The sequence below is a fragment of the Pedobacter riviphilus genome (assembly GCF_014692875.1).
GTDB lineage: Bacteria > Bacteroidota > Bacteroidia > Sphingobacteriales > Sphingobacteriaceae > Pedobacter > Pedobacter riviphilus.
In genome coordinates, this window is record NZ_CP061171.1 from 4349229 (window position 1) to 4371410 (window position 22182).

At 38.9% G+C, this 22182-nt stretch carries 16 protein-coding genes and 1 pseudogene; 4 read left to right on the forward strand and 13 right to left on the reverse strand.

Features of this window, described 5'->3' with window-relative positions; genetic code table 11:
• Window positions 1-41 precede the first annotated feature (41 nt).
• Window positions 42-1625: a peptide chain release factor 3 gene (locus H9N25_RS17830; protein ID WP_167297248.1), complete on the forward strand. Its 1584-nt coding sequence runs from the start codon at window positions 42-44 to the stop codon at window positions 1623-1625.
• A gap of 81 nt (window positions 1626-1706) precedes the next feature.
• On the opposite strand, the gene H9N25_RS17835 is transcribed toward H9N25_RS17830, so the two are convergent.
• Window positions 1707-3227, reverse strand: coding sequence for a glycoside hydrolase family 32 protein (locus tag H9N25_RS17835; protein WP_190326743.1), 1521 nt, complete (start codon window positions 3225-3227; stop codon window positions 1707-1709).
• A gap of 47 nt (window positions 3228-3274) precedes the next feature.
• Entirely contained in the window at window positions 3275-4327 is a 1053-nt protein-coding gene (locus tag H9N25_RS17840; protein ID WP_190326744.1) for a helix-turn-helix transcriptional regulator, read from the reverse strand.
• Between the two features lie 1066 nt (window positions 4328-5393).
• Here H9N25_RS17840 and H9N25_RS17845 point away from each other — a divergent pair.
• A complete protein-coding gene (locus H9N25_RS17845; protein ID WP_190326745.1) occupies window positions 5394-6491 on the forward strand; it encodes a slipin family protein in 1098 nt (365 codons plus the stop codon).
• Between the two features lie 63 nt (window positions 6492-6554).
• Entirely contained in the window at window positions 6555-7979 is a 1425-nt protein-coding gene (locus tag H9N25_RS17850; RefSeq protein WP_190326746.1) for an RtcB family protein, read from the forward strand.
• 191 nt (window positions 7980-8170) lie between these two features.
• On the opposite strand, the gene H9N25_RS25340 is transcribed toward H9N25_RS17850, so the two are convergent.
• The 3 genes from H9N25_RS25340 to argH all read right to left on the reverse strand — a co-directional run bounded on the left by H9N25_RS25340 (window position 8171) and on the right by argH (window position 10756).
• The gene (locus H9N25_RS25340; RefSeq protein WP_330221050.1) at window positions 8171-8326 is read right to left on the reverse strand and encodes a hypothetical protein; all 156 of its coding nucleotides are present in this window, start codon (window positions 8324-8326) and stop codon (window positions 8171-8173) included.
• A 77-nt stretch (window positions 8327-8403) separates the two neighbouring features.
• Window positions 8404-9423, reverse strand: coding sequence for a pyridoxal phosphate-dependent aminotransferase (locus tag H9N25_RS17855; RefSeq protein ID WP_330221051.1), 1020 nt, complete (start codon window positions 9421-9423; stop codon window positions 8404-8406).
• Between the two features lies 1 nt (window position 9424).
• Window positions 9425-10756, reverse strand: coding sequence for an argininosuccinate lyase (gene argH / locus H9N25_RS17860; RefSeq protein WP_190326747.1), 1332 nt, complete (start codon window positions 10754-10756; stop codon window positions 9425-9427).
• 189 nt (window positions 10757-10945) lie between these two features.
• On the opposite strand from argH, the gene H9N25_RS17865 reads away from it, so the two are divergent.
• Entirely contained in the window at window positions 10946-13789 is a 2844-nt protein-coding gene (locus H9N25_RS17865; protein ID WP_190326748.1) for an alpha/beta hydrolase family protein, read from the forward strand.
• 45 nt (window positions 13790-13834) lie between these two features.
• On the opposite strand, the gene H9N25_RS17870 is transcribed toward H9N25_RS17865, so the two are convergent.
• The 8 genes and pseudogenes from H9N25_RS17870 to argG form a co-directional block, all read right to left on the reverse strand.
• A complete protein-coding gene (locus tag H9N25_RS17870) occupies window positions 13835-14905 on the reverse strand; it encodes a M20 family metallo-hydrolase (RefSeq protein WP_190326749.1) in 1071 nt (356 codons plus the stop codon).
• Between the two features lie 118 nt (window positions 14906-15023).
• A complete protein-coding gene (gene proC / locus H9N25_RS17875; protein ID WP_190326750.1) occupies window positions 15024-15836 on the reverse strand; it encodes a pyrroline-5-carboxylate reductase in 813 nt (270 codons plus the stop codon).
• A gap of 361 nt (window positions 15837-16197) precedes the next feature.
• A pseudogene (gene argB, locus H9N25_RS17880) lies at window positions 16198-17027 on the reverse strand (acetylglutamate kinase).
• Between the two features lie 107 nt (window positions 17028-17134).
• Window positions 17135-18109 carry a Rossmann-fold NAD(P)-binding domain-containing protein gene (locus H9N25_RS17885; RefSeq protein ID WP_167297261.1) on the reverse strand — a complete coding sequence of 325 codons (975 nt, stop codon included), beginning with the start codon at window positions 18107-18109 and terminating at the stop codon, window positions 17135-17137.
• Window positions 18110-18220: 111 nt separating this feature from the next.
• The gene (locus tag H9N25_RS17890) at window positions 18221-19351 is read right to left on the reverse strand and encodes an aspartate aminotransferase family protein (RefSeq protein WP_190326751.1); all 1131 of its coding nucleotides are present in this window, start codon (window positions 19349-19351) and stop codon (window positions 18221-18223) included.
• 93 nt (window positions 19352-19444) lie between these two features.
• Window positions 19445-19801: a four helix bundle protein gene (locus H9N25_RS17895; RefSeq protein ID WP_190326752.1), complete on the reverse strand. Its 357-nt coding sequence runs from the start codon at window positions 19799-19801 to the stop codon at window positions 19445-19447.
• A 118-nt stretch (window positions 19802-19919) separates the two neighbouring features.
• Window positions 19920-20900 (reverse strand): N-acetyl-gamma-glutamyl-phosphate reductase, encoded by a 981-nt coding sequence (argC, locus tag H9N25_RS17900; RefSeq protein ID WP_190326753.1) that lies wholly within the window; start codon window positions 20898-20900, stop codon window positions 19920-19922.
• Window positions 20901-20994: 94 nt separating this feature from the next.
• Complete coding sequence (gene argG / locus H9N25_RS17905) at window positions 20995-22182, reverse strand: argininosuccinate synthase (protein ID WP_169502747.1); 1188 nt, start codon at window positions 22180-22182, stop codon at window positions 20995-20997.

Sequence of the window (22182 nt, forward strand, 5' to 3'; positions counted from 1 at the left end):
TTTAACAAGGTTTCATCATCTTTTATATCCAAAATTTTATTATGCTTAACCCTGAAATAGAAAAACGTAAAACCTTTGCCATTATTAGTCACCCAGATGCGGGCAAAACCACACTGACAGAAAAATTTCTGCTTTTTGGTGGTGCTATTAATACTGCTGGTGCGGTAAAAAGGAACAAAGCGAACCAAAGTAATACCTCCGATTTTATGGAAATCGAAAAGCAGCGGGGTATCTCAGTTGCAACTTCGGTAATGGGTTTCGAATACAGTGGCAAACGCATCAATATTCTGGATACGCCTGGTCACAAGGATTTTGCTGAAGATACTTACAGAACTTTATCGGCGGTGGATAGTGTTATTTTGGTGGTAGACTGTGTAAAGGGTGTAGAGGAACAGACTGAGAAACTAATGTCGGTTTGCCGTATGCGTAATACACCAGTAATTATCTTCATTAACAAAATGGACCGTGAAGGTAAAGAGGCTTACGATTTATTGGATGAAATTGAAGAGAAACTAAACATCAGCCTTTGTCCACTTTCGTGGCCTATCGGCCAGGGGCATACCTTTAAAGGCGTGTATAGCATTTACAACAAACATTTAAATTTATTTAATTCTGATAAAACCAAAGTAACCGATTCGGTTGTCGCAGCGAGTGATTTAAATGATCCTTCTTTATTAAATTACCTTAAAGAAAACGAAATCAATACGTTGAAAGATGATGTTGAATTGGTTGACGGTATTTATGGTAAAATTGATAAGGATTTATATACCGATGGTTTGGTTGCACCTGTATTTTTTGGCAGTGCGATTAATAATTTCGGGATCAAGGAGCTTTTGGATACCTTTATCGATATCGCACCAAGTCCGAAACACCGGGAAGCTGAAGAGCGTGATGTACTGGTTGAAGAGAAAAATTTCAGTGGTTTTGTATTTAAGATCCACGCTAACTTAGATCCTAAACACCGTGATAGGATTGCCTTTTTAAGGATCTGTTCTGGCAAGTTTGAACGCAATAAATTCTATTACCATACCCGCCAGGATAAGAAACTGAAATTCTCTAACCCGATGGATTTTATGGCGAACGAAAAAAGTATTGTTGAGGAGGCCTGGCCAGGCGATGTGGTAGGTTTATATGATAGTGGCAACTTTAAAATCGGCGATACTTTAACCGAAGGTGAAAAACTGCAGTTCAAAGGAATTCCTAGTTTCTCTCCCTCTATTTTTAAAGAGGTTGAAAATATGGACCCAATGCGTACCAAACAATTGGAAAAAGGTATTGAACAGTTAACCGATGAAGGTGTTGCACAGTTATTCGTAATGCAACCTGGAAACAGGAAAGTAATCGGTGCGGTTGGTGAGCTCCAGTTCGAGGTAATCAATTTCAGGTTAGAGCACGAATATGGTGCAAAATGCCGTTTTCGTACCTTAAGTTATACCCGTTCGAGCTGGGTAACTTCTACGGACAGAAAGAAATTGGATGAATTTGTGAAACGTAAGCAACAGCACATCGGTTTCGATAAAGAAGCCAATCCAGTTTATTTGGCTGATAGTGAATATATGATTAATTTAACCAAACAGGATTATCCAGATATCGAATTCCATAAAACCAGCGAATTTAAAAGTTAACTTTTGAATAATTGAGTGATTGAATGAGAGAATGTTGGCAACAGCGCTAATAAATTCATTAATTCAATCACTCAAATTCGATCATTTTCGTTTACTCATATCCCAAACTTTTAGGCTATTTAAAACCGCTTTACCTCCTGTGGAAAAGGCAGCTAAGCCTGTGGCTTTTTCATCAGGAAAAATCATGCTGGTAATTACCTTTTCTCCTTCATTCGCGAAAACTTCAAGCGATGATTTATCAATCAGAATCTGAATTTTCAATTTAGAACCCACAGCATTCAACTTAGCAGTTTGAATAATATTCTTATCGTTCTTCACACCTTTTTCTGAGCGCGAGCAATCTACATACAGCTCATTTTTATCGGCCAGGTATCCCACTTCAATTTCTTTGATCACCTTTCCTTCGCCGTCTTTTAATTGTACTAATTTGATACCTGCACTTTTCGAATTACTTAAATCAAATTCGGCTTCAATCCAATTTGCATTGCTAATATCATCCAGTTTCAGTTCACCATCAACAAGCAGATGCTGTTTGGAAACTACCCGGTTTTGGGCAATTTTTTTTAGGTTACCTGCAATAACCGAACTCGGCTGTTGAAACAACCTTACACCATCAGGCGTAGTTTTTAAAGCTAAATCTCTGGGGATAGACATCTGTCCTTTCCATGGGAAGGTTTCTTTACCACCCGGCTGCAACCAACCCAAAAGAATGCGTTTATCGTTTGGTGCATTGTTCCATGGAATCGCGGCATAAAACGAATCGCCATCATCTACCAGCAAAGTTAACTGGCCATCATTGTCATTCTTAAAAGTTTTACCATCAAAATTGCCTACAAAATATTGCATGGTTGGCCCTTTTGGCCCAAATAACGAAATCATTAGTACCCATTTCGTGTTATCCCTATTTCCATCCACTGCCAGTGGAATCATAAAAGGGCATTCCCAGCCACTACCCTGATTACCTTGTTTACCGAAATCACTCAGCATGGTCCAATCTTTCAAGTTTTTTGAGCCATAAAACCTTACCTGATGTTCATCAACCATTGCGACAGTCATAATCCATTGCTGAGACGCTTCATGCCACCATACATTAGGATCTCTGAAATCTTTTTTGTTTAAATCGATAATGGGATTTTTAGCATAATTGGTAAAAGTTAGCCCACCATCATTACTATAGGCCATGTATTGAGATTCATTCCGTTGTTTGGGTAGATCTGCGGTATAAAAAGCTACAACGGGTGCCTGTCCTTTCCCCAATCCACTTACATTATATTTATCCAGTACAGCCGAACCTGAAAAAATCATGGTGGTGGTATCATTTGTAATTTTTTCCGGAATAGCAACCGGAAGATGCTTCCAGTTTATCAGATCTTTACTGGTGGCATGGCCCCAGCTCATGTGCCCCCATTTATTTTCGAACGGATTGTACTGATAATAAAGATGATATTCCCCATTCAGATAAATTAACCCGTTTGGATCGTTTAACCAATTTGATGGTGCAGTGAAATGATAATTTGGCCTCCATTGAGGCGTAGGCTGTTGAGCGAAAGCACTTATCGAACAGCACATTAGAAAAGCTAGGATATATTTGGTCTTGAACATAATTAAATTCAAATTACACATAAGAATTCAATTACTAAAACGTTTAACTAGTTTCTTGAGGACTTTATAAAAACTTTTTCTTCATCAGCGCTTTCGTATTGCTCATAAGTTTGGGCCAATCTCTTTTTGATTTTAGCGATCAACAATCGTGGCGATAGCACTTTAACGCATTCTCCAAAACCTAAAATTTCGCGCTCCAGTTCGTAATTTAATACCACATCAATCCTGAAAACGGTCGTTTTATCATTTTTCGCTAGTATAATCTGCGAGGTATGCAAAGGTTTGGTAATCACGTAAGGTGCATGGTCGTTGGTAAATTCGAGGATTACTTTTTGTGCACGGTCCCGCTCATTTTTTGTTACACCGATCAGATCTTCGTAATAACGGTCAAAATCTACTCCCTGGTAAGCAAAAAATTCTTCGTTGGGCAGCTCCTGAAATTCGACGATCCTATCTAAGGCTAAATTTAATATTCCAGGTCGCTTTTTTGCCTTACAGATCAAAAACCAACGGTTTCTATATTCTTTTAGGAGATATGGATAATAAATCCCCTGTTGCGACTGCTGTGCTTTAAAAGATTTATATTCGATCAAGAGCGATTGTTTATTTAAAACTGCCTGGTATAAAGGAGGAATACATTCCAACCCCTTAACGAGCTTATTACTTTCCAATTGGATATTATTGCCACTCTGCTTGGTCGATTTATAGAGGTTGTTCTCCAAACGGGCAATCATATCGCTCATCTCGTCGAAATAATTGAAGGCATTAAACTGTTTCAGTACACCTACAATTTCTTTCATCTTATCTACATCTGCATTATTGATTGGTGCTTTGGTTATACTGAAACTAGAATCTTCGTAGGCATAAAAGCGTTTATCCTTCACCACAATTGGTGCATTGTAACCCAGCTTGTCACTCCGCATTAATTGAATATCTGCCTGAATGGTTCGCTTGCTTACACCTGTTGTAATCCCTTCCAGTTCGTAAAGGGTTTCTGATACCTTTTCAATAAGATCTTCCAATGTCCATTTTCGGAAACGGTTTTTCAAACAATCGTCGATGGTTTTATACCTGATGAGCGCTAATTTATTTACGGCCATTTTAGAGCAGTTTTAGGTTTCTGTTAAAAATCTAGTGATTTCGTTAATCTAAATATACGAAAGTGCTTCACATCTACGCAACACAATTGCGCAGATCACGATAAAAAGAAACATTTTACGGGAAAAATAAAATTTATTTATCTAATTATCAGAAACTTAAATATAAACATAAAGAATATTTTTATCTACGCAAATCAGCCGCGCAGTGGTAGTGGCATCTTTGTAATGTCGCCAGTCGATAAAGTTCTTTGATAAATATTAATAACAACAATCTGATTGATAAGAAACAGTTTTACTGTTCTAAATGATACGCGCTCTCGTTTATGCTGCTCCAGTTTTAACAGGATCAGCATTCACTATCATGAAACCCCTGTTCGGGATACGCCGGAAAGGGTTACGTTAGTAGTGGTTATCATAATCAGATTGATATAAAGAAATCCCGAAAGGGATGGCAATACTAAATAAAAGTTATCCAATGTTGTGGGTTTCAGAATAGCCCCAAAGTATTCGGGCAAATTGCTTGGAATATACTGATAAGGATTATGATAGACTGTCTAAACACGTTGTGTGTCGTGGGTTCGAATCCCACTTCCGATATATCGGAATAACTCAGGGGTTAGAGTAACAACCACCAATGCAGGTTCGAATCCTGCTTCCAAATATCACTTGGAATAGCAAAATGGTAATGCAATGGACTTAGGATCCATCTTAAAAGAAGGGCAACTTTTCAAACCGCTCACCAGAATCAGCGTTGTGCAACTGCATTTGGCTTCAGGATTTTTCGGAATCCAGCAAGCAAATCTGTGTTTTGCTCAGTAAGGATCAGTGCAGCAGGAAAAGATTTAAAAATCAAATGAGTTAAACCGAAAGGCAAATTGCTTCATGAGCTTAAGCCTGAGTAGAAAAACAAAGTTTCATTTTTAAACAAACTTGACAAACTTTTACTTCCGCAGAAAACAGATAAATGTTCTTCCGCAACGCTTTTAAAAGAATAAAATAAATTAACAATACTCATTTAAGTCTTCCCTTTTAGGGGAGGATTTAGGTGGGGCTAACTCCAGAAAACATGAAAAGAGTAACAATTAACACCAATTATGTTGGATTGGTGTTTAAAAAAGGAAAATTAAAAAACGTTTTAACAGCTGGAACTTACTGGTTGGGTTTCGGTGAAGACATGACTTTGTACGATATGGCAAAAGAGTACTATTACACGGTTGCCGAATTAGATATCTTGTTGGAAAATACAGATTTTGTGAATTTGATTCACTTGGTAAGTGTTGCCGACAACGAATTGGCTTTGGTTTATCAAAACAAAAATTTCAAGAACGTTTTAACAGCCGGCAGACACGCCATCTGGAAAGGTTTATCAGAATATAACTTTGTTAATGTAGATATTAAAAACATTAATATTGACGAAGCAATTGATAAAAACTTATTGGAAAAAGCGCCCTTATTGAATTACATCAGGGCTTATAAAGTAGAATCGTTCGAAAAAGCTTTATTGTTTATCGATGGTAAATTTGAAAACGTATTGGAAGCCGGAAACTATATTTACTGGAAAAACAGTACTACTGTTCAAGTTTTAAAAACCGATATGAGACAATTGAATATGGAGATTATCGGTCAAGAAATCTTAACAAAAGATAAAGCACAATTGAGGGTAAACTTCAGCATTCAATATAAAGTTGATGACATCATCAAAGCGTTATTGGAGAACAAAGAATTTGAAAAACAATTGTACATCACCATGCAATTGGCATTAAGAGAATGCATTGGCTTAATGACTTTTGACGAATTGATGGAAAGCAAGGAAAAAATTGCTGAAATGGTAATGGCCATCACCTTGGATAAGGTTGAAAATTTGGGCGTAAAATTAACCAACTGCGGTGTTAAAGACATCGTTTTACCAGGTGATGTTAAGGAAATTATGAATCAGGTTTTAATCGCTGAAAAAAGAGCACAAGCCAATATCATTACCAGGAGAGAAGAAACTGCATCGACCAGAAGTTTGTTGAATACGGCCAAATTGATGGAAGACAACGCTATGTTGTATAAGTTGAAAGAGATGGAGTATGTAGAGAAAATTGCAGAAAAAATCAACAACATCAGCTTATCGGGCAGTGGACAAATTGTGGATCAATTGAAACAAATCTTCGTAAAATAAATTAAATTTAGAAACCCCTCGGCCAGGTGAGTATTACCTGCCGAGGATTGAACAAGAAATAAAATGCACAACAACATAACAGGTAATAACCTAATCGAAATAGGCTATTCCGAAGGGAAAATAGTAGGTCTGGCTTTGGATATCCTGAAAACAAACTTTGCAGATACGGAAGAAAAAGAATTATTGGTCTTATTTAAAAAAGTAAAAGAATATCCAGAAAGTTTTTTGGATGACGAGGTATTAAGTGTATTGGCAAAAGCCGTGATTGAGGAAGCCAATCCAAAATCAGACGGAACCATTGAACTGATTAATAACGCGAAAGAGTATTCAATTTTCGGTGTCGATTATATTGAAGAAGGTGCCAGAAATCAAATGGATATCGCAATGAAGCTACCGGTTTCGGTAGCCGGGGCATTAATGCCCGATGCGCACCAAGGATATGGTTTGCCGATTGGCGGTGTTTTAGCGACCAAAAATGCAATTATCCCTTACGGTGTAGGTGTAGATATCGGTTGCCGAATGGCTTTAAGCATTTTCGATATCCCAGAGAAACATTATTTCGGGAAAGATGCAATGTATAAACGAGAGTTGATTGCTTTTACCAAATTTGGTGCAGGTCAAAACTTCAAAGGCAATGAAAAAGCAGACCATGATGTGCTAGAAAACGAGGCTTTCTACTCCACATCTTTTCTTAAAAATTTACACGGAAAGGCCTGGGCACAATTGGGTACTTCGGGCGGTGGTAACCACTTTGTAGAATGGGGGATTATTGATTTTGCCGAACGCGACGAGGTTTTAAATATCGATAAAGGCCGTTATGTGGCTTTGTTAACCCACTCAGGTTCGCGTGGCTTAGGTGCTACCATTGCCGGTCATTACACCAAACTGGCTAAAGAGATCTGTAAGCTGCCTAAAGAAGCCGCAAACCTGGCTTATTTAGACCTTAATACAGCAGAAGGACAAGAATATTGGATTGCCATGAATTTAGCCGGCGATTATGCTTCTGCTTGTCATGAGGTGATCCATACAAGGTTGACTAAAGCCATCGGTGCAAAAGTTTTAGCCAAGGTAGAAAACCATCATAATTTTGCCTGGAAAGAAATACTTGATGGTGAAGAAGTAATTGTTCACCGAAAAGGCGCTACACCTGCAGGTAAGGGCGTGATGGGAATTATCCCAGGAAGTATGACTGCTCCAGGATTTTTGGTGAGAGGAAAAGGTGAAACCAGTGCAATCAATTCGGCTTCGCATGGAGCGGGTAGACAAATGAGCAGGACCAAAGCGATTCAATCGATCACTAAATCGGAGATGAAAGCGATTTTGAAAGACCACAACGTCACCTTAATTGGTGCGGGTTTAGACGAAGCCCCAATGGCTTATAAAGACATCCATAAAGTAATGTCCGCGCAAACCGAACTGGTTGACGTGGTGGCTAAATTTGAACCTAAAATGGTGCGAATGGCCGATGATGGAAGCCGCGAAGACTAGTCCTAAGTCGAAAGTCTATAACAGAATCGTCACCCTGAATTTATTTCAGGGTCTATCTTACAAGAAAGATGCTGATCCCGAAGCTTCGGGACAACATGACGATCGAGCGGACAATGGATCAAAGTGCTTCCTATTTAAAACAAAAAACCTCTTCAAAATTAACTGAAGAGGTTCTCTTTATATTTATAAATCTATTTCAACTTACTCAATGCCACTTTAATCCTTGGTAACATATCTTTAATATCTTGCAGTGTACAAGCACCAACCGATGCCCTGAACCAAGGCATGCTATCTTCATTTCCGAAAGCAGAGAATGGTACTAATGCTGCTCCTGCTTCTTTGATCAAGTAGAAATTTACATCTGCACTGTCTTTTAAAAGCTGCCCATCTTCAGTAGTTTTACCGATATAATCGATTTTAATGGTTAAATAAATGGCCCCATAGGCTCAACGGCATCAACATTAAAACCTTCGTTCTTTAATTCGTGAAAACCGTTATAAAGCGCATTTAAACTATCCTGGATCTGCGCTTTGAAGCTGGCTAAGAAAGTATCAACCTGTGTTTTATCGTTAAAATAATTAGACATAGCCACTTGCTCGGCTTTTGGCGCCCAAGCCCCCATGTGGCCAACCAGTGCTTTCATTCTATTGATAATATCTTCAGGACCGAAACCCCATCCTACACGCACGCCGGTTGCCGCCAGACATTTCGAACTGCCATCCACAAAAATAGTAAAGGGTCTCATCGCTGGACGTAAAGAAACTGGATTTACGTGCTCCTTACCAAAAGTTAAAAGCGAATAAATCTGATCGTACATCATGTACAATGGTTTTTCATCTGCACCACGAGAGGCATTTTCTTCTAAAACCGCATCACAGATTTCAGCTAAGGAATCAGCATCGAACATCGTTCCGGTTGGGTTTAATGGCGAACATAAAGCCAATAAAGTTGCCCCTTTTAAATGCGGTTTTAATTGCGCTGCCGTTGGCATAAAATTATGCGCGGCATCGGTTTCTACCGCAATTGTTTTTGCAGATGTTAAATGAGAGTAGTGGTTGTTGTTCCAGGATGGAGCGGGGAAAACCACGGTATCTCCTGGATCGATCAACGCCAGGTAAGTAGCATAAATTAACGGACGTGAACCACCAGAAACTAAAATGCTGTTGGTGTTGTATTCCAACCCAAATCTATCCTTTAATAATTCAGAAACCGTTTCTCTTAAAGGCAAAACACCATCAGCAGGTGGATAATTGGTTTGATTGGCATTGTACGCCTCCACAATTCCAGCTTTTAATTCGGTTGGGATTGGGTAAATGTTTGCGTCAAAATCGCCTATGGTTAAGTTAGCAATCGAAGCACCTTTACGCTTCATTTCGTTAACTTCGTTACCGATTTTTATAATTTCTGAGCCAATTAATGAATTGGCTAATATTGAAACTTTCATATTATGCTATTAAATCTTCTATTGCTTTATTCACTTTTCCGAAACCAAACTGAGATAAAACATTGTGCATTGCTGCAGAAATTTGCTCGTTACAAAGGTTGCCGATGCTTCCTTCGTGTGTATGATGTATTTGGCCAGACGGTGCAAAAGTACCATTTTCTATCTGTTCGCCAACAATTTTATAAGCCTCTCTAAATGGAACACCTTGAAGTGCTAAATCGTTCACAACCTCAACGCTAAACAGATAATCATATTTTTTATCTTTCAGAATATCATCTTTTATGGTAATGTTCTGAAACATAAAAGTGGCGATCTCCAAACATTCGTTTAATGATGTGATTGCCGGGAAAAGGTTTTCTTTTAACAATTGTAAATCGCGGTGGTAACCTGACGGTAAATTGGTAATCATCATGGCAATTTCGTTTGGTAAAGCCTGAATTTTATTGCAGCGAGAACGGATCAGCTCGAAAACATCAGGGTTTTTTTTGTGTGGCATAATACTCGAACCTGTAGTCAGTTCTGCCGGAAAACTGATAAATCCAAAATTCTGATTAATAAACAAGCAAACATCCATCGCCATTTTAGCTAAAGTTGCAGCAACTGCGCTCATGGCCTGCGCCAAAATTCTTTCTGTTTTACCACGCCCCATCTGCGCATAAACCACATTATGGTTTAAGCTTTCAAAACCCAATAATTCAGTCGTTAAAGTTCTGTTTAAGGGGAACGATGAACCATAACCAGCGGCAGAACCTAATGGGTTTTTATTGCAGATTTTCCATGCAGCCAGCATCAGCTCCATATCATCTGCCAGGCTTTCGGCATAGGCGCCAAACCATAAACCAAAAGACGATGGCATGGCAATCTGCAAATGCGTATAACCTGGCATTAATTTATCTTTATGCTTATTGCTCAGGTCAATTAGCTGATTAAACAAAGTTGAGGTTTGGCCAACCATATCTTCTATGCAGGCCCTGAAAAACAATTTTAAATCAACCAACACCTGATCGTTACGCGACCGGCCACTATGGATTTTCTTACCCGCTTCGCCAATGCGCTGGGTAAGCAACCACTCTACCTGCGAGTGCACGTCTTCTACACTATCTTCGATGGTGAAATTTCCGGCTTCAATTTCGGAGTAAATATTTTTCAATTCTTGCTGAACCGTTTTCAGTTCTTCAGCTGTTAGCAAATTAATGGTCTCTAACATTTGGGTATGTGCCAAAGAGCCCAATACATCAAATTTCGCCATCTGCAGATCCAGTTCACGGTCTTTACCAACTGTGAAACGCTCTACAAACTGATTTACATCTATATTTTTTTGCCAGATTTTCATGCTTATGATTGCTCTATTTTATACCTGCACAAAGGCAGTCGAAATACCCGCAAAAGTACAATAAATAGATTAGAAATCAGGAATGAGATTGATCTGTAATGCACATTTAAAGGTCAATAAACTCAATTTTATGTGGCCTCTCCTAATTCTTGGTTTAAAAGCTTATTTTCGTATAAACTTAAACTTATTATGAAATCCCTAAAACTGTTCTCCACCGTTTTTTTCATGCTTGTTATACATCAGCTACAGGCACAGGAAAAACCAGCATTAGGCTGGAAAGATGTTTCTAAATGGACTTTTAACAGACCTGCTACTTTATCGCCTAACGGTGAATGGATTGCCCTAGCCAGCGGACCGGTTGAGGGAGATCTAAAGATGACGATTAGAAAAACCAATGATACTTTAAGCCGCAATTACCCAATTGGAGCAACGGCCAATAGCATCTCATTTTCAAACGATTCAAAATTTGCTGCTTTTAAAGTTACACTTAAGGATAGCGAAGCTAAAGCGGCAAAGAAAACAAACAAACCAGTTTATGATAAACTCTTGCTGGTTTCATTGAGTGATAATAAACAGACGGCTTTCGAAAAGGTAAAAAGTTTTAGCTTTTCTGAGAAATCACCTGAGTGGATTGCCATCCAGTTTGCGCCTGCAGAAAATGCTTCGAAAGAGAAAGATGCACCGAAGGGTACCGACGTACTGCTTTATAACCTTATCTCAAAAAAAAGTTACAACCTTGGTAATGTTTCAGAATTTGCCTTCAACAAAACAGGAAGCCAGTTTGCTTATGTTATCGATGCTGCCGGGCAAAATGGAAACGGTATTTTTTTACGTGATATGAAAACAGGCATTACCACAGCGCTTGATAATGATAAAGCCGTTTATCAAAAACTTGGGTGGAATGAACAGGGAACTGCATTTGCCTTGCTTAAAGCTAATAAAAACGATAAATACAAAGATGATGTATACAGCATGCTTGGTTTTAACAAAATCAATGGAGATTTAACAAACAAGGTAATATATAATGGTATTGACGACAAAATATTCCCGGCTAATATGGGTATCAACACCAACGCCACTCCATTCTGGTCTGACGATCAAACGGTTTTGTTCCTTGGCGTTAATACATTGACCAAAAAAGAAGAAAAGAAAGAGGAAAAAAAGGAAGATAAGAAATCAGACACTTTAGCTAAGGCCAAACCAGAAGTTAAGAAAGATGATATCGAGAAACCTGATATGATTATCTGGAATTGGCAGGATAAGAGACTACAGTCAGCACAACAAACGCAAGAAATGCGTGATAAAAACTTTAGTTATCTAAGTGCTTACCGTATTGCGGATAAAAAATTCATCCAACTTGCAGATAGCAACATGCGCTCAGTTAGTGTAAACCCAAAAAGTTTATACGCGATTGGCTACGATAATTCAAAGTATGAGCTGATGGGAAATTTAGATGGGCAAAGTTATGTGGACGTTTATCTGATCAATCTTAAAACCTTTGGCAAGAAATTACTATTTGAAAAAATGTATGCCTCTAACGGAGGAAGACTTGTGGTTGCCCCAAACGGAACTTTAGCCAGTTATTATGTTGACGGTGTATTTTATAGTATTAATTTAGAAAACGGAAAAACAGCGAACCTTACGGGCAAGATTAAATCTTCTTTTGTTGATGAACTAGATGACCATAACGTAATAAAACCCGCAACGCAAAATTTGGGCTGGTCGGCCGATTCTAAGTACGCATTAATTAAAGACAATTACGATTTATGGAAAATCTCTGCTGACGGAAATAGTGCTACTGCATTATCTGATAATTGGAAAAGCAAAAAAACCGAAGTAGCCACCCGTTTCCGCGTTGATGCTGATGAGAAAGGTGTTGATTTAAGCAAAGACCAGTATTTTGCGGTATTTAACACCAAAAACAAGAAAAACGGTATCGGGATTTTACCTGCAGGTAAATCTAAGATCAACATTTTATTCCTAGACGACAATGCTTACCAAAGTTTTGCAAAAGCAGAACAAGCTAAAATTTTTACTTATACCAAAAGTAATTTTCAGCAATCTCCAGATTATTATGTAAGTACAACTGGTAATTTAAGTGCTGCCAAGAAAGTAACCACAAATACTCCAGATCAGGCTAAATATGCATGGTCTTCTGGTGTTAAGTTGATCGACTATGTAAGTGCAAATGGCGATAGCCTGCAAGCGGCCATTTATTTACCGGCCAATTATGTTCCCGGAAAAGCTTATCCTACTATTACATACATTTATGAAAGGTTAACTGATGACCTGAATACCTATACCATGCCTACGTTTCCTGGCGGAGGTTTCAACAAAGCGATGTACACCAGTAATGGATACGCTGTTTTAATGCCAGATATTAAATACAAGTTGAATGATCCGGGCATGTCGGCCGTTGCCTGTGTAGTGCCTGCGGTAAAGGCAGCAATTGCTACCGGAATTGTTGACGAAAAAAATGTGGCCATACATGGTCACTCCTGGGGAGGTTACCAAACTTCATTTTTAATTACCCAAACCAATATTTTTAAAGCTGCCGCAGCTGGAGCACCTTTAACCAACATGATCAGCATGTATAGCCTAATTTACTGGAATAGCGGTGGCACCAACCAGGCTATTTTCGAAGCCAGTCAAGGCAGGTTAACGCCTGGTTACTGGGATAACTGGGATGCTTTCGCCCGCAATTCTCCGGTGTATCACATCAAAAAAGTACAAACACCGCTATTGCTTTTACACAATGATAAAGATGGAGCTGTAGATTTTACTCAAGGCATTGAATATTACAATGGTTTAAGAAGGTTGAACAAACCTGTGGTGATGATTACCTATCGTGGAGAAAACCATGGTATTGCAAAAATGCCAAACCGTAAAGATTATGCCGTACGGATGATGGAATACTTTGACTATATGCTTAAAGGGAAACCTGCTCCTGAATGGTGGAGCAAAGGGGTAAACCGATTAGATATGGAAAAACACTTAGAGGCGAGGGCCTTTGATGGAGGCGAAGAGAATTAACTATTTTGAGAAAGCCTCAGATCTAATGGATCTGAGGCTTTCTTACTATTTACCGTTGATTACCGGTTTTAACATATTAACATATCCTTCAACACCCTCAGCTACTTCTCTAACATATAAAAATTCATCGGCCATGTGCGAACGGCCAGAAAAACCCGGACCACATTTTACCGATGGAATATCTAATAGTGCCTGATCAGAAGTAGTAGGAGAGCCATAAGTAGTTTTTCCAAGGGCAACACCAGCCTGAACAACCGGGTGGTTTTTATCAATCGATGATGGTTTTAAACGGATAGAGCGTGGGGTAACATCACAATCAACATTTGCCCTGATAATCTCTAAAACCTCTTCGTTGGTGTAGGCATCTGTTACACGAACATCAACCGTAAAAGTACAATTTGCCGGAACCACATTGTGCTGCGAACCCGCATTGATGATGGTAACCGTCATTTTTAATGGGCCGAAAACCTCCGATACTTTAGGGAACTGATAATTTCTAAACCACTCAATATCTTTTAGGGCTTTGTAAATGGCATTCTCTCCCTCTTCACGGGCAGCATGACCGGCTTTTCCATGAGACACACAATCTAATACCAACAAGCCTCGTTCAGCAATAGCTAAATTCATTTCTGTAGGCTCGCCAACGATACCAAACTCCAGTTCGCCCAAATCTGGAAGAACCAATTCTAAGCCATTATTGCCCGAAATTTCTTCCTCGGCAGTTGCTGCCAAACAGATATTGTATTTTAAATCTTCCTGCTCGTAATAATATAAAAACGTTCCGATCAGCGAAACTAAACAACCACCGGCATCGTTACTGCCCAAACCAAACAGTTTATCACCTTCAATTGCTGCATCATAAGGGTCGCGCGTATAACCAGAATTTGGCTTAACCGTGTCGTGGTGCGAGTTTAGCAACAAGGTTGGCTTATTAGCATCAAAATGTTTGTTGTAAGCCCAAACGTTGTTCATTTTACGCTGGTTCTTAATCCCTCTCTCTTCCAAAAACTGGGCAATTAAATTCGCAGTTCTGTCTTCTTTTTTACTAAAAGACTGGATACGGATTAACTGCCGCAATAAATCCAGACTTTCTTTTTGTATATTTTCTAGTAACATAGTATCAAGTAATTAGTAGTAAGTATCAAGAATAAACACATCTTTAAACTTTCTACTTTTTATTTTGCTTTCGGCTTATTCTTTTGATGCCGTAATTAAGACCTTAAGCCTTACACCTCTAGCCCTCTTTAGTATATAAATTTCCGGCTTTTAAGGCCGAAAGTTTAATACCTTTTATCAGCGATGAGCTAAAACCGTTATGCTCCATTTCATTTAAGCCAGCAATAGTGCAACCTTTCGGCGAAGTTACCTTATCTATCTCTGATTCTGGGTGTGTTCCGTGTAATAAAAGCAAATCGGCCGCTCCTTTAGCCGTTTGAACAGCCATTTTTAAAGCTTCATCAGCATGAAAACCGATTTCTACCCCACCTTGCGAGGCTGCCCTTATTGCCCTCAGGAAAAATGCAATACCACAAGCACAAAGTGCTGTTGCAGAAGTCATTAAATCTTCATTTATTTTCACAACAGACCCTACGGTTTCGAACATTTTGGTTACATCAGCAATGTTTTCTGCTGATGCGTTATCGCTGGCTATGCAGGTCATAGATTGACCAATGGCGATTGCCGTATTTGGCATTACACGAACCACTTCAACTTTATCACCTAACTTTTCTCTAACAGCAGCACAACTCACACCCGAAATTACCGAAATAACCAGATGTTTAGCCTGAACGATTGAAGTTTGGATTTCGTCTAAAACAGTATTTAATTGTTGGGGCAGAACGCCCAAAATTACAATATCAGCATCAGCTACAGCCTGTTTATTGTTATTGCTAATGTTAAAACCAACTTCAGCAAAAGATTTTAAGTGGTCGGTGTTTCTACGGGTAAGCGTAATGTCGGCAGCTTGGGCAAAGTTGGCTTTCACCAAACCTTTGGCTAAAGATAAACCGATATTTCCACTACCAATGATAGCTATTTTTTTTGACATGATTCCTAATTTTCCTTCCTGCGGCTTGATTACACAGATTATTTGATTACAGATTTATATTTTTTTCTACGGTTTTTGAAAAGCAATTTCAGTAATTCTATTGATATTTCAGTCCCGCTATCCATTACAAGTCCCGATGAAAAATCGGGAGCTTTTCATTACTATCAGGTTTAGTTTGCAAAAGCAGTGGTTAATCGGTTTCTTTTTCCCCTCTAAATGCCTACAAAATCTACATTCAGAAAGCTAACACAAGAAAGAATTACAAATGTAAATCGATGCTTTTGTATCTTGGTGGTTAAAATTTTTAGTGCTGAGTTTATGTACATCGCCAAAACTTTCTTCAACCATTCTGCCTTCTACCTCATTTCAACATCTTTGTTCCAAAAGTTCCCTCAGCAAGTTCAGCCAACTCATCGGCTTTACCGATATACACCGCTGATACTCCCTTTTTAATCGCTTCAAAGGCATTATGCAATTTGGGGATCATTCCACCTTGTACTGTTCCATCTGCTTTTAAATCTTCAAATTCATCCGCTTTGATTTCTCTTACCACAGAACCATCATCGTTCACATCTTTAAGTACCCCCTTTTTCTCAAAGCAATATACCAAACGTGTTTCGTATAAAGCCGACATCGCCACCGCAACTGAAGAAGCGATAGTATCGGCATTGGTATTGAGTAACTGCGAATTCCCATCGTGGGTAATAGCACAAAATACCGGAACCAAGCCTGCCTTCAGCAAGCTGTCTAAAGTATTTGAAGACACAGAGTTTTCATCTAAATCGCCAACATAACCATAATCGATTACCGCACCCGCCAACGGTCCGGGAGCAGCGCCGTATGTTACCGTTTTTAGCGGACGCTTTGTTGCTTTGATCACATTTCCATCTGCACCGCTCAAACCTATGGCATTGCTGCCTTTTGCCTGTAGTTGTGCAACCATATTTTTATTGATCAAACCTGCATAAACCATGGTTACAATCCGCAGGGTTTCGATATCGGTAATCCGTCGGCCTTCAATCATTTTAGCCTCAATACCTAGCGATTCGCCCAATTCGGTTGCAATTTTACCCCCCCATGAACCAGTATCTTATCTCCGGGCAAAGCCGTAAAATCCAATAAAAACTGATGTAGGTTTTCTGAATTATCGATTACGTTTCCGCCGATTTTTATGATAGTAAGTTGTTTCATAATCTATTTTAATAGTTAACCACTGATGTGCACAGATAAACACAGATTAGAAATGTAAAAAGCATCTGTGTTCATCCTTTTTATCTGTAGCTATGGGGTAACAGTTGTCATTTTAGTTCTTCCAACATCGCTTTAATTACCGCTTGTGCGGCCCATAAACGGTTTCCGGCTTCGTGAATAACCAATGAATTTGGTCCATCCAAAATCTCAGATGATAATTCCAGATCGCGGCGTACAGGCAAGCAATGCATAACTTTAGCATCGTTTGTAAATTTTAATTTCTCATTATTCATCATCCAGCCGTCAGGATAAGTTAATACTTTTCCGTACTCTTTATAACTACTCCAGTTCTTCACATACACATAATCGGCACCGGCTAAAGCTTCTTCCAAATTATACTGAATATCGGCATTAGGTGTAAAATCTTCCGAAAGTTCGTAACCTTCTGGCTGAGCGATTGTAAAATCGATCATACCTTCTGCCTGAGCTTTGCACATCCACTCTGCAAAAGAATTCGGCACAGCTTGAGGTAATGCCTTAACATGAGGTGCCCAGGCTAAAACTACTTTTGGCTTGCGGCCATCTGGTTTCTTTGTCCAGGTTTCATGAATGGTAATAATATCGGCAAAGCTTTGTAAAGGGTGACGTGTTGCACTCTCTAAACTTACTACCGGTACAGCACAATATTTCACAAACTTATTGAAAAAATCTTCGCTATAATCTTCCTCACGGTTATTCAGTTTTGGGAAAGAACGCAGGCCTAAAATATCGCAATATTGCCCCATTACAGCTGCAGCCTCACGGATATGTTCAACGGTCGAACCATTCATTACTACGCCATCCTGAGTTTCTAAAGCCCAACCTTCTTTATCCATATTCATCACCATTACGTTCATACCCAAATTTAAGGCCGCTTTTTGCGTACTTAACCGGGTACGTAAGCTCGGATTCATAAAAACCAGCCCCAAGGTTTTGTTTTTACCTAAATCCTGGTGTGCATAAGGATTTGCCTTTAATGCAAGTGCATCATTTACAAATTGTTTGATGCTTGGAACATCGTGTACGGAAGTGAAAAGTTTCATTTTTTAATCTAAATTAATTTATCCCGATCCGTCACCCTGAACTTATTTCAAGGCCTCAAGCAGGAGATACTGAAATAAATTCAGCATGATGATCGACCTATTACACAATATCTATTTTACTAATTTACCAAAAGCTGCCAAAAACTCATCAGCATGTACTTTCGTTAAATTTAATGCTGGCAATAAACGGATTACATTCGGTTTTGCCTCGCCGGTAAAAATATGGTGTGTAAACAATAATTCTTTTTTAACATGTGCCAGCTCGGCAGGTAGCTCAATACCAATCATTAACCCACGACCACGCACTTCTACTACCTGGTCAAATTTCTTCAGTTCGGCTATCAAGTAATTTCCAACTTCTTCGGCATTTTTGATGAGGTTATCTTTTTCCATTACTTCCAAAACAGCTAAAGCCGCAGCACAAGCTAAATGGTTACCACCGAAAGTTGTACCCAACTCTCCATGCCAAGGTTTAAATTTGGGTGCAATAGAGATTCCAGCTACCGGAAATCCATTACCCATTCCTTTTGCCATGCTGTACACATCTGCTTCAACACCTGAATAGTCGTGCGAGTAAAACGACCCTGTACGCCCGTAACCACATTGTACACTATCGGCAATGTAAACGGCATTATATTCATCGCAAAGTGAGCGGATTTTCTGCAAGAAACTTTTCGACGCTTCTTTAATCCCGCCAACACCTTGGATACCTTCAATAATAACAGCCGAAATTTCATTGCCTTGTGCTTTAAAAGTTTCTTCTAAAGCAACCTCGTTATTAAAAGGCAAAAAGATTACATTTTCGGTCTGATTAACCGGCGCTACAATTTTAGGGTTATCAGTTACGGCAACAGCCAAAGACGTACGTCCGTGGAAAGCACCCGTAAAAGCAATTACCTTTTTTCTTCCGTTATAAAACGAAGCTAACTTTAAAGCATTTTCATTTGCCTCAGCTCCAGAATTACACAAAAATAATTGGAAATCTTTTTTGCCAGAAACTTCACCAAGTTTCGCTGCAAGCTGAACCTGTAAAGGAATTTTAACTGAATTAGAGTAAAAGCCAACTTTATTTAATTGATCGGTTAAACGGTTTACATAATGTGGATTAGTATGCCCGATTGAAATTACAGCATGACCGCCATATAAATCTAAATATTGTTGTCCGTTAGCAGCCCAAACATTGCTGCCTGCCGCTTTTGTTATTTCTATATCGTTAAGTGGGTAAACGTCGAATAAGTTCATTTTGAATAAGTTTAAAGACTAAAGACCAAAGACCAAAGCTTCCTGTAACATTTCATATAGCAGCAAGCCCAATCCGATAGTATTTAATCTTGGTTATTGTCGAAGGTGTTTAATTAAGCCAATTAACATTGCTTTAACTTCACCGGCCATTTTATAAATTTCTAAATATTTGCTTTCTTCTAGATATTCTAAATCCTTCGCTAGAAAACAAGCATATTCCATTTCTTGTACTGAGCCCAACGCATTATCGAGAAACTGGGCAAAATCTTTTTCGGTCCGCCGTCCTGCTCCCTCAACAATATTTAGTGGGACAGAATATGCCGCTCTTTTAACCTGACTTTGCAAATCGTATTTCTCATGAGGAGGAAAAGCAGGCAAAATAACTTTATACACATGTAAAACCATTAGATGTGATTTTTTCCAAACTTCTAATTTTTGATAGTCTCTCATTTTCTAAGCTTAAAGGTAAAAGCAAAAAGACTAAAGCTAATTGCAAATTTAAATTATCACTTACTTTTTACTAGTACCGTCCTTACTTTAGTCTTTGGTCTTTCAGCTTTGGTCTTAATTAAAAATTAGCGGCTTTTAAGCGCAAACCCGCTGTTTCATCCAAGCCGAACATTAAATTCATATTCTGAACCGCTTGTCCGCTGGCACCTTTTAACAGGTTATCAATGATACTGATGATAAATAATTTACCACCATGTTTTTCTATATGTACCAGTGCCTTATTTGTGTTCACAACCTGTTTTAAATCGATGTTTTTCCGACTTACATGCGTAAAAGGATGAGCACTGTAATATGCTTCGTAGATGTTTTGTGCTTCTTCCAAACTTAAATCACTTTCCAGGTACATGGCTGCTAAAATACCTCTGGTAAATGCCCCGCGTTGTGGGATAAAACTTAAAGCTTCGGAAAGCGAAGGCTGCAATTGCAACAAACTCTCGCTAATCTCGTTCAGATGCTGGTGTTCAAATGCTTTATAAATAGAAAGGTTATTATTTCTCCAACTGAAATGAGAAGTAGCAGATAAACCCTGTCCTGCACCTGTTGACCCCGTAGTTGCATTAATATGAACCTCATTCTTGATCAAGCCTTTAGCGGCCAATGGCAACAAGCCCAATTGAATACAAGTTGCGAAACAACCAGGGTTAGCAATATTTTTAGCCGATTTAATTTTATCACGGTTTAACTCAGGGAGTCCGTAAACGAATTCTCGCTTCTCGAATGTAGATTTTTCATGCAACCTGAAATCCTGAGACAAATCGATGATTTTAATGTTATCGCTAATCGGATTAGCAGCTAAAAACTTTTTCGCATCACCATGGCCAACACACAAAAACAATACATCGATATCTTGAGAAATATCACTCACGAATTTTAAATCAGTATCACCAATCAGATCGGTGTGTACATCAGAAATTAAGTTTCCAGCGTTACTTGTGCTATTTACGAAAGCAATTTCAACATTTGGGTGGTTAATCAAAATACGTAGCATTTCGCCTCCGGTATAACCTGCGCCGCCAATTATTCCTGCTTTAATTTTCATATTTAAAAAGGTTTAGGATTTGAGGCCTAAGGGCTTAAGGTTTAAATGCTAATGCAGCCTTAAACCTTAAACCATCTGTCATCTGCCTTTGAGACTATGCCTCGTTATTTACTTTATGCCAGATCATTACCTGGTTACCGAATATTTTAGAGAACCCTTTAACGTCCTCTCCGCTCCAGGCATTGTTCATTTCGCCGTAACTACCAAATTTATTGCTCATTAAATCGTGGTCAGATTCAATTCCGATAATCTGGAAACGGTAGGGCAATAGTTCTACAAACACTTTGCCGCTCACAAATTTTTGTGTATCAGTTAAAAAAGCCTCAATATTCCGCATAATTGGATCGTGGAACTGACCTTCGTGTAACCAATTACCATAGAAAGATGAAAGTTGTTCTTTCCAGCTTAACTGCCATTTGGTTAAGGTGTGTTTTTCCAAAGTATGGTGTGCCTTGATAATGATAATGGGACCAGCAGCCTCAAAACCTACACGGCCTTTAATACCAATAATGGTATCACCCACGTGGATATCTCTACCAATACCGAAAGGTTGAGCAATTGCCTGTAATTTTTGGATTGCCCTAACAGGTGCTAATTTTTCACCATCAATAGCAACCAGTTCGCCTTTTTCGAAGGTTAATTCTACCTTACGCGATTCTGTTTCCGAAACCTGTGTAGGCCAGGCGCTTTCTGGCAAGGTTTCGTGAGAAGTTAAAGTTTCCTTTCCACCTACTGAAGTTCCCCATAAACCTTTGTTGATCGAATATCTTGCTTTTTCGGCACTATACTCAATACCATGACCTGCCAAATATTCGATTTCTGCCTCGCGTGATAATTTTAAATCTCTAATTGGCGTAATGATTTCAACTTCTGGGATAAGGATATTGAAGATCATATCGAAACGTACCTGATCGTTACCTGCACCGGTACTTCCATGAGCTACATAGTCTGCACCAATTTTTTTCACATAGTTAGCAATAGCAGTTGCCTGACTAACACGTTCTGCACTTACCGATAGTGGATAAGTAGCATTTTTTAATACGTTACCAAAAACCAGGTACTTAATGCATCCTTCATAGTAACTTTCAGTTTCATCTACAACAGCATGCGATTTTACACCTAAAGCATATGCTCTTTTCTCGATTTCCTGTAATTCTTCATCAGAAAAACCACCAGTATTTACAATTACTGAGTGAACTTCCAATCCACGGTCTTGTGCCAGGTAAATACAACAAAATGAGGTATCTAAGCCTCCGCTAAATGCTAAAACAACTTTTTTCAT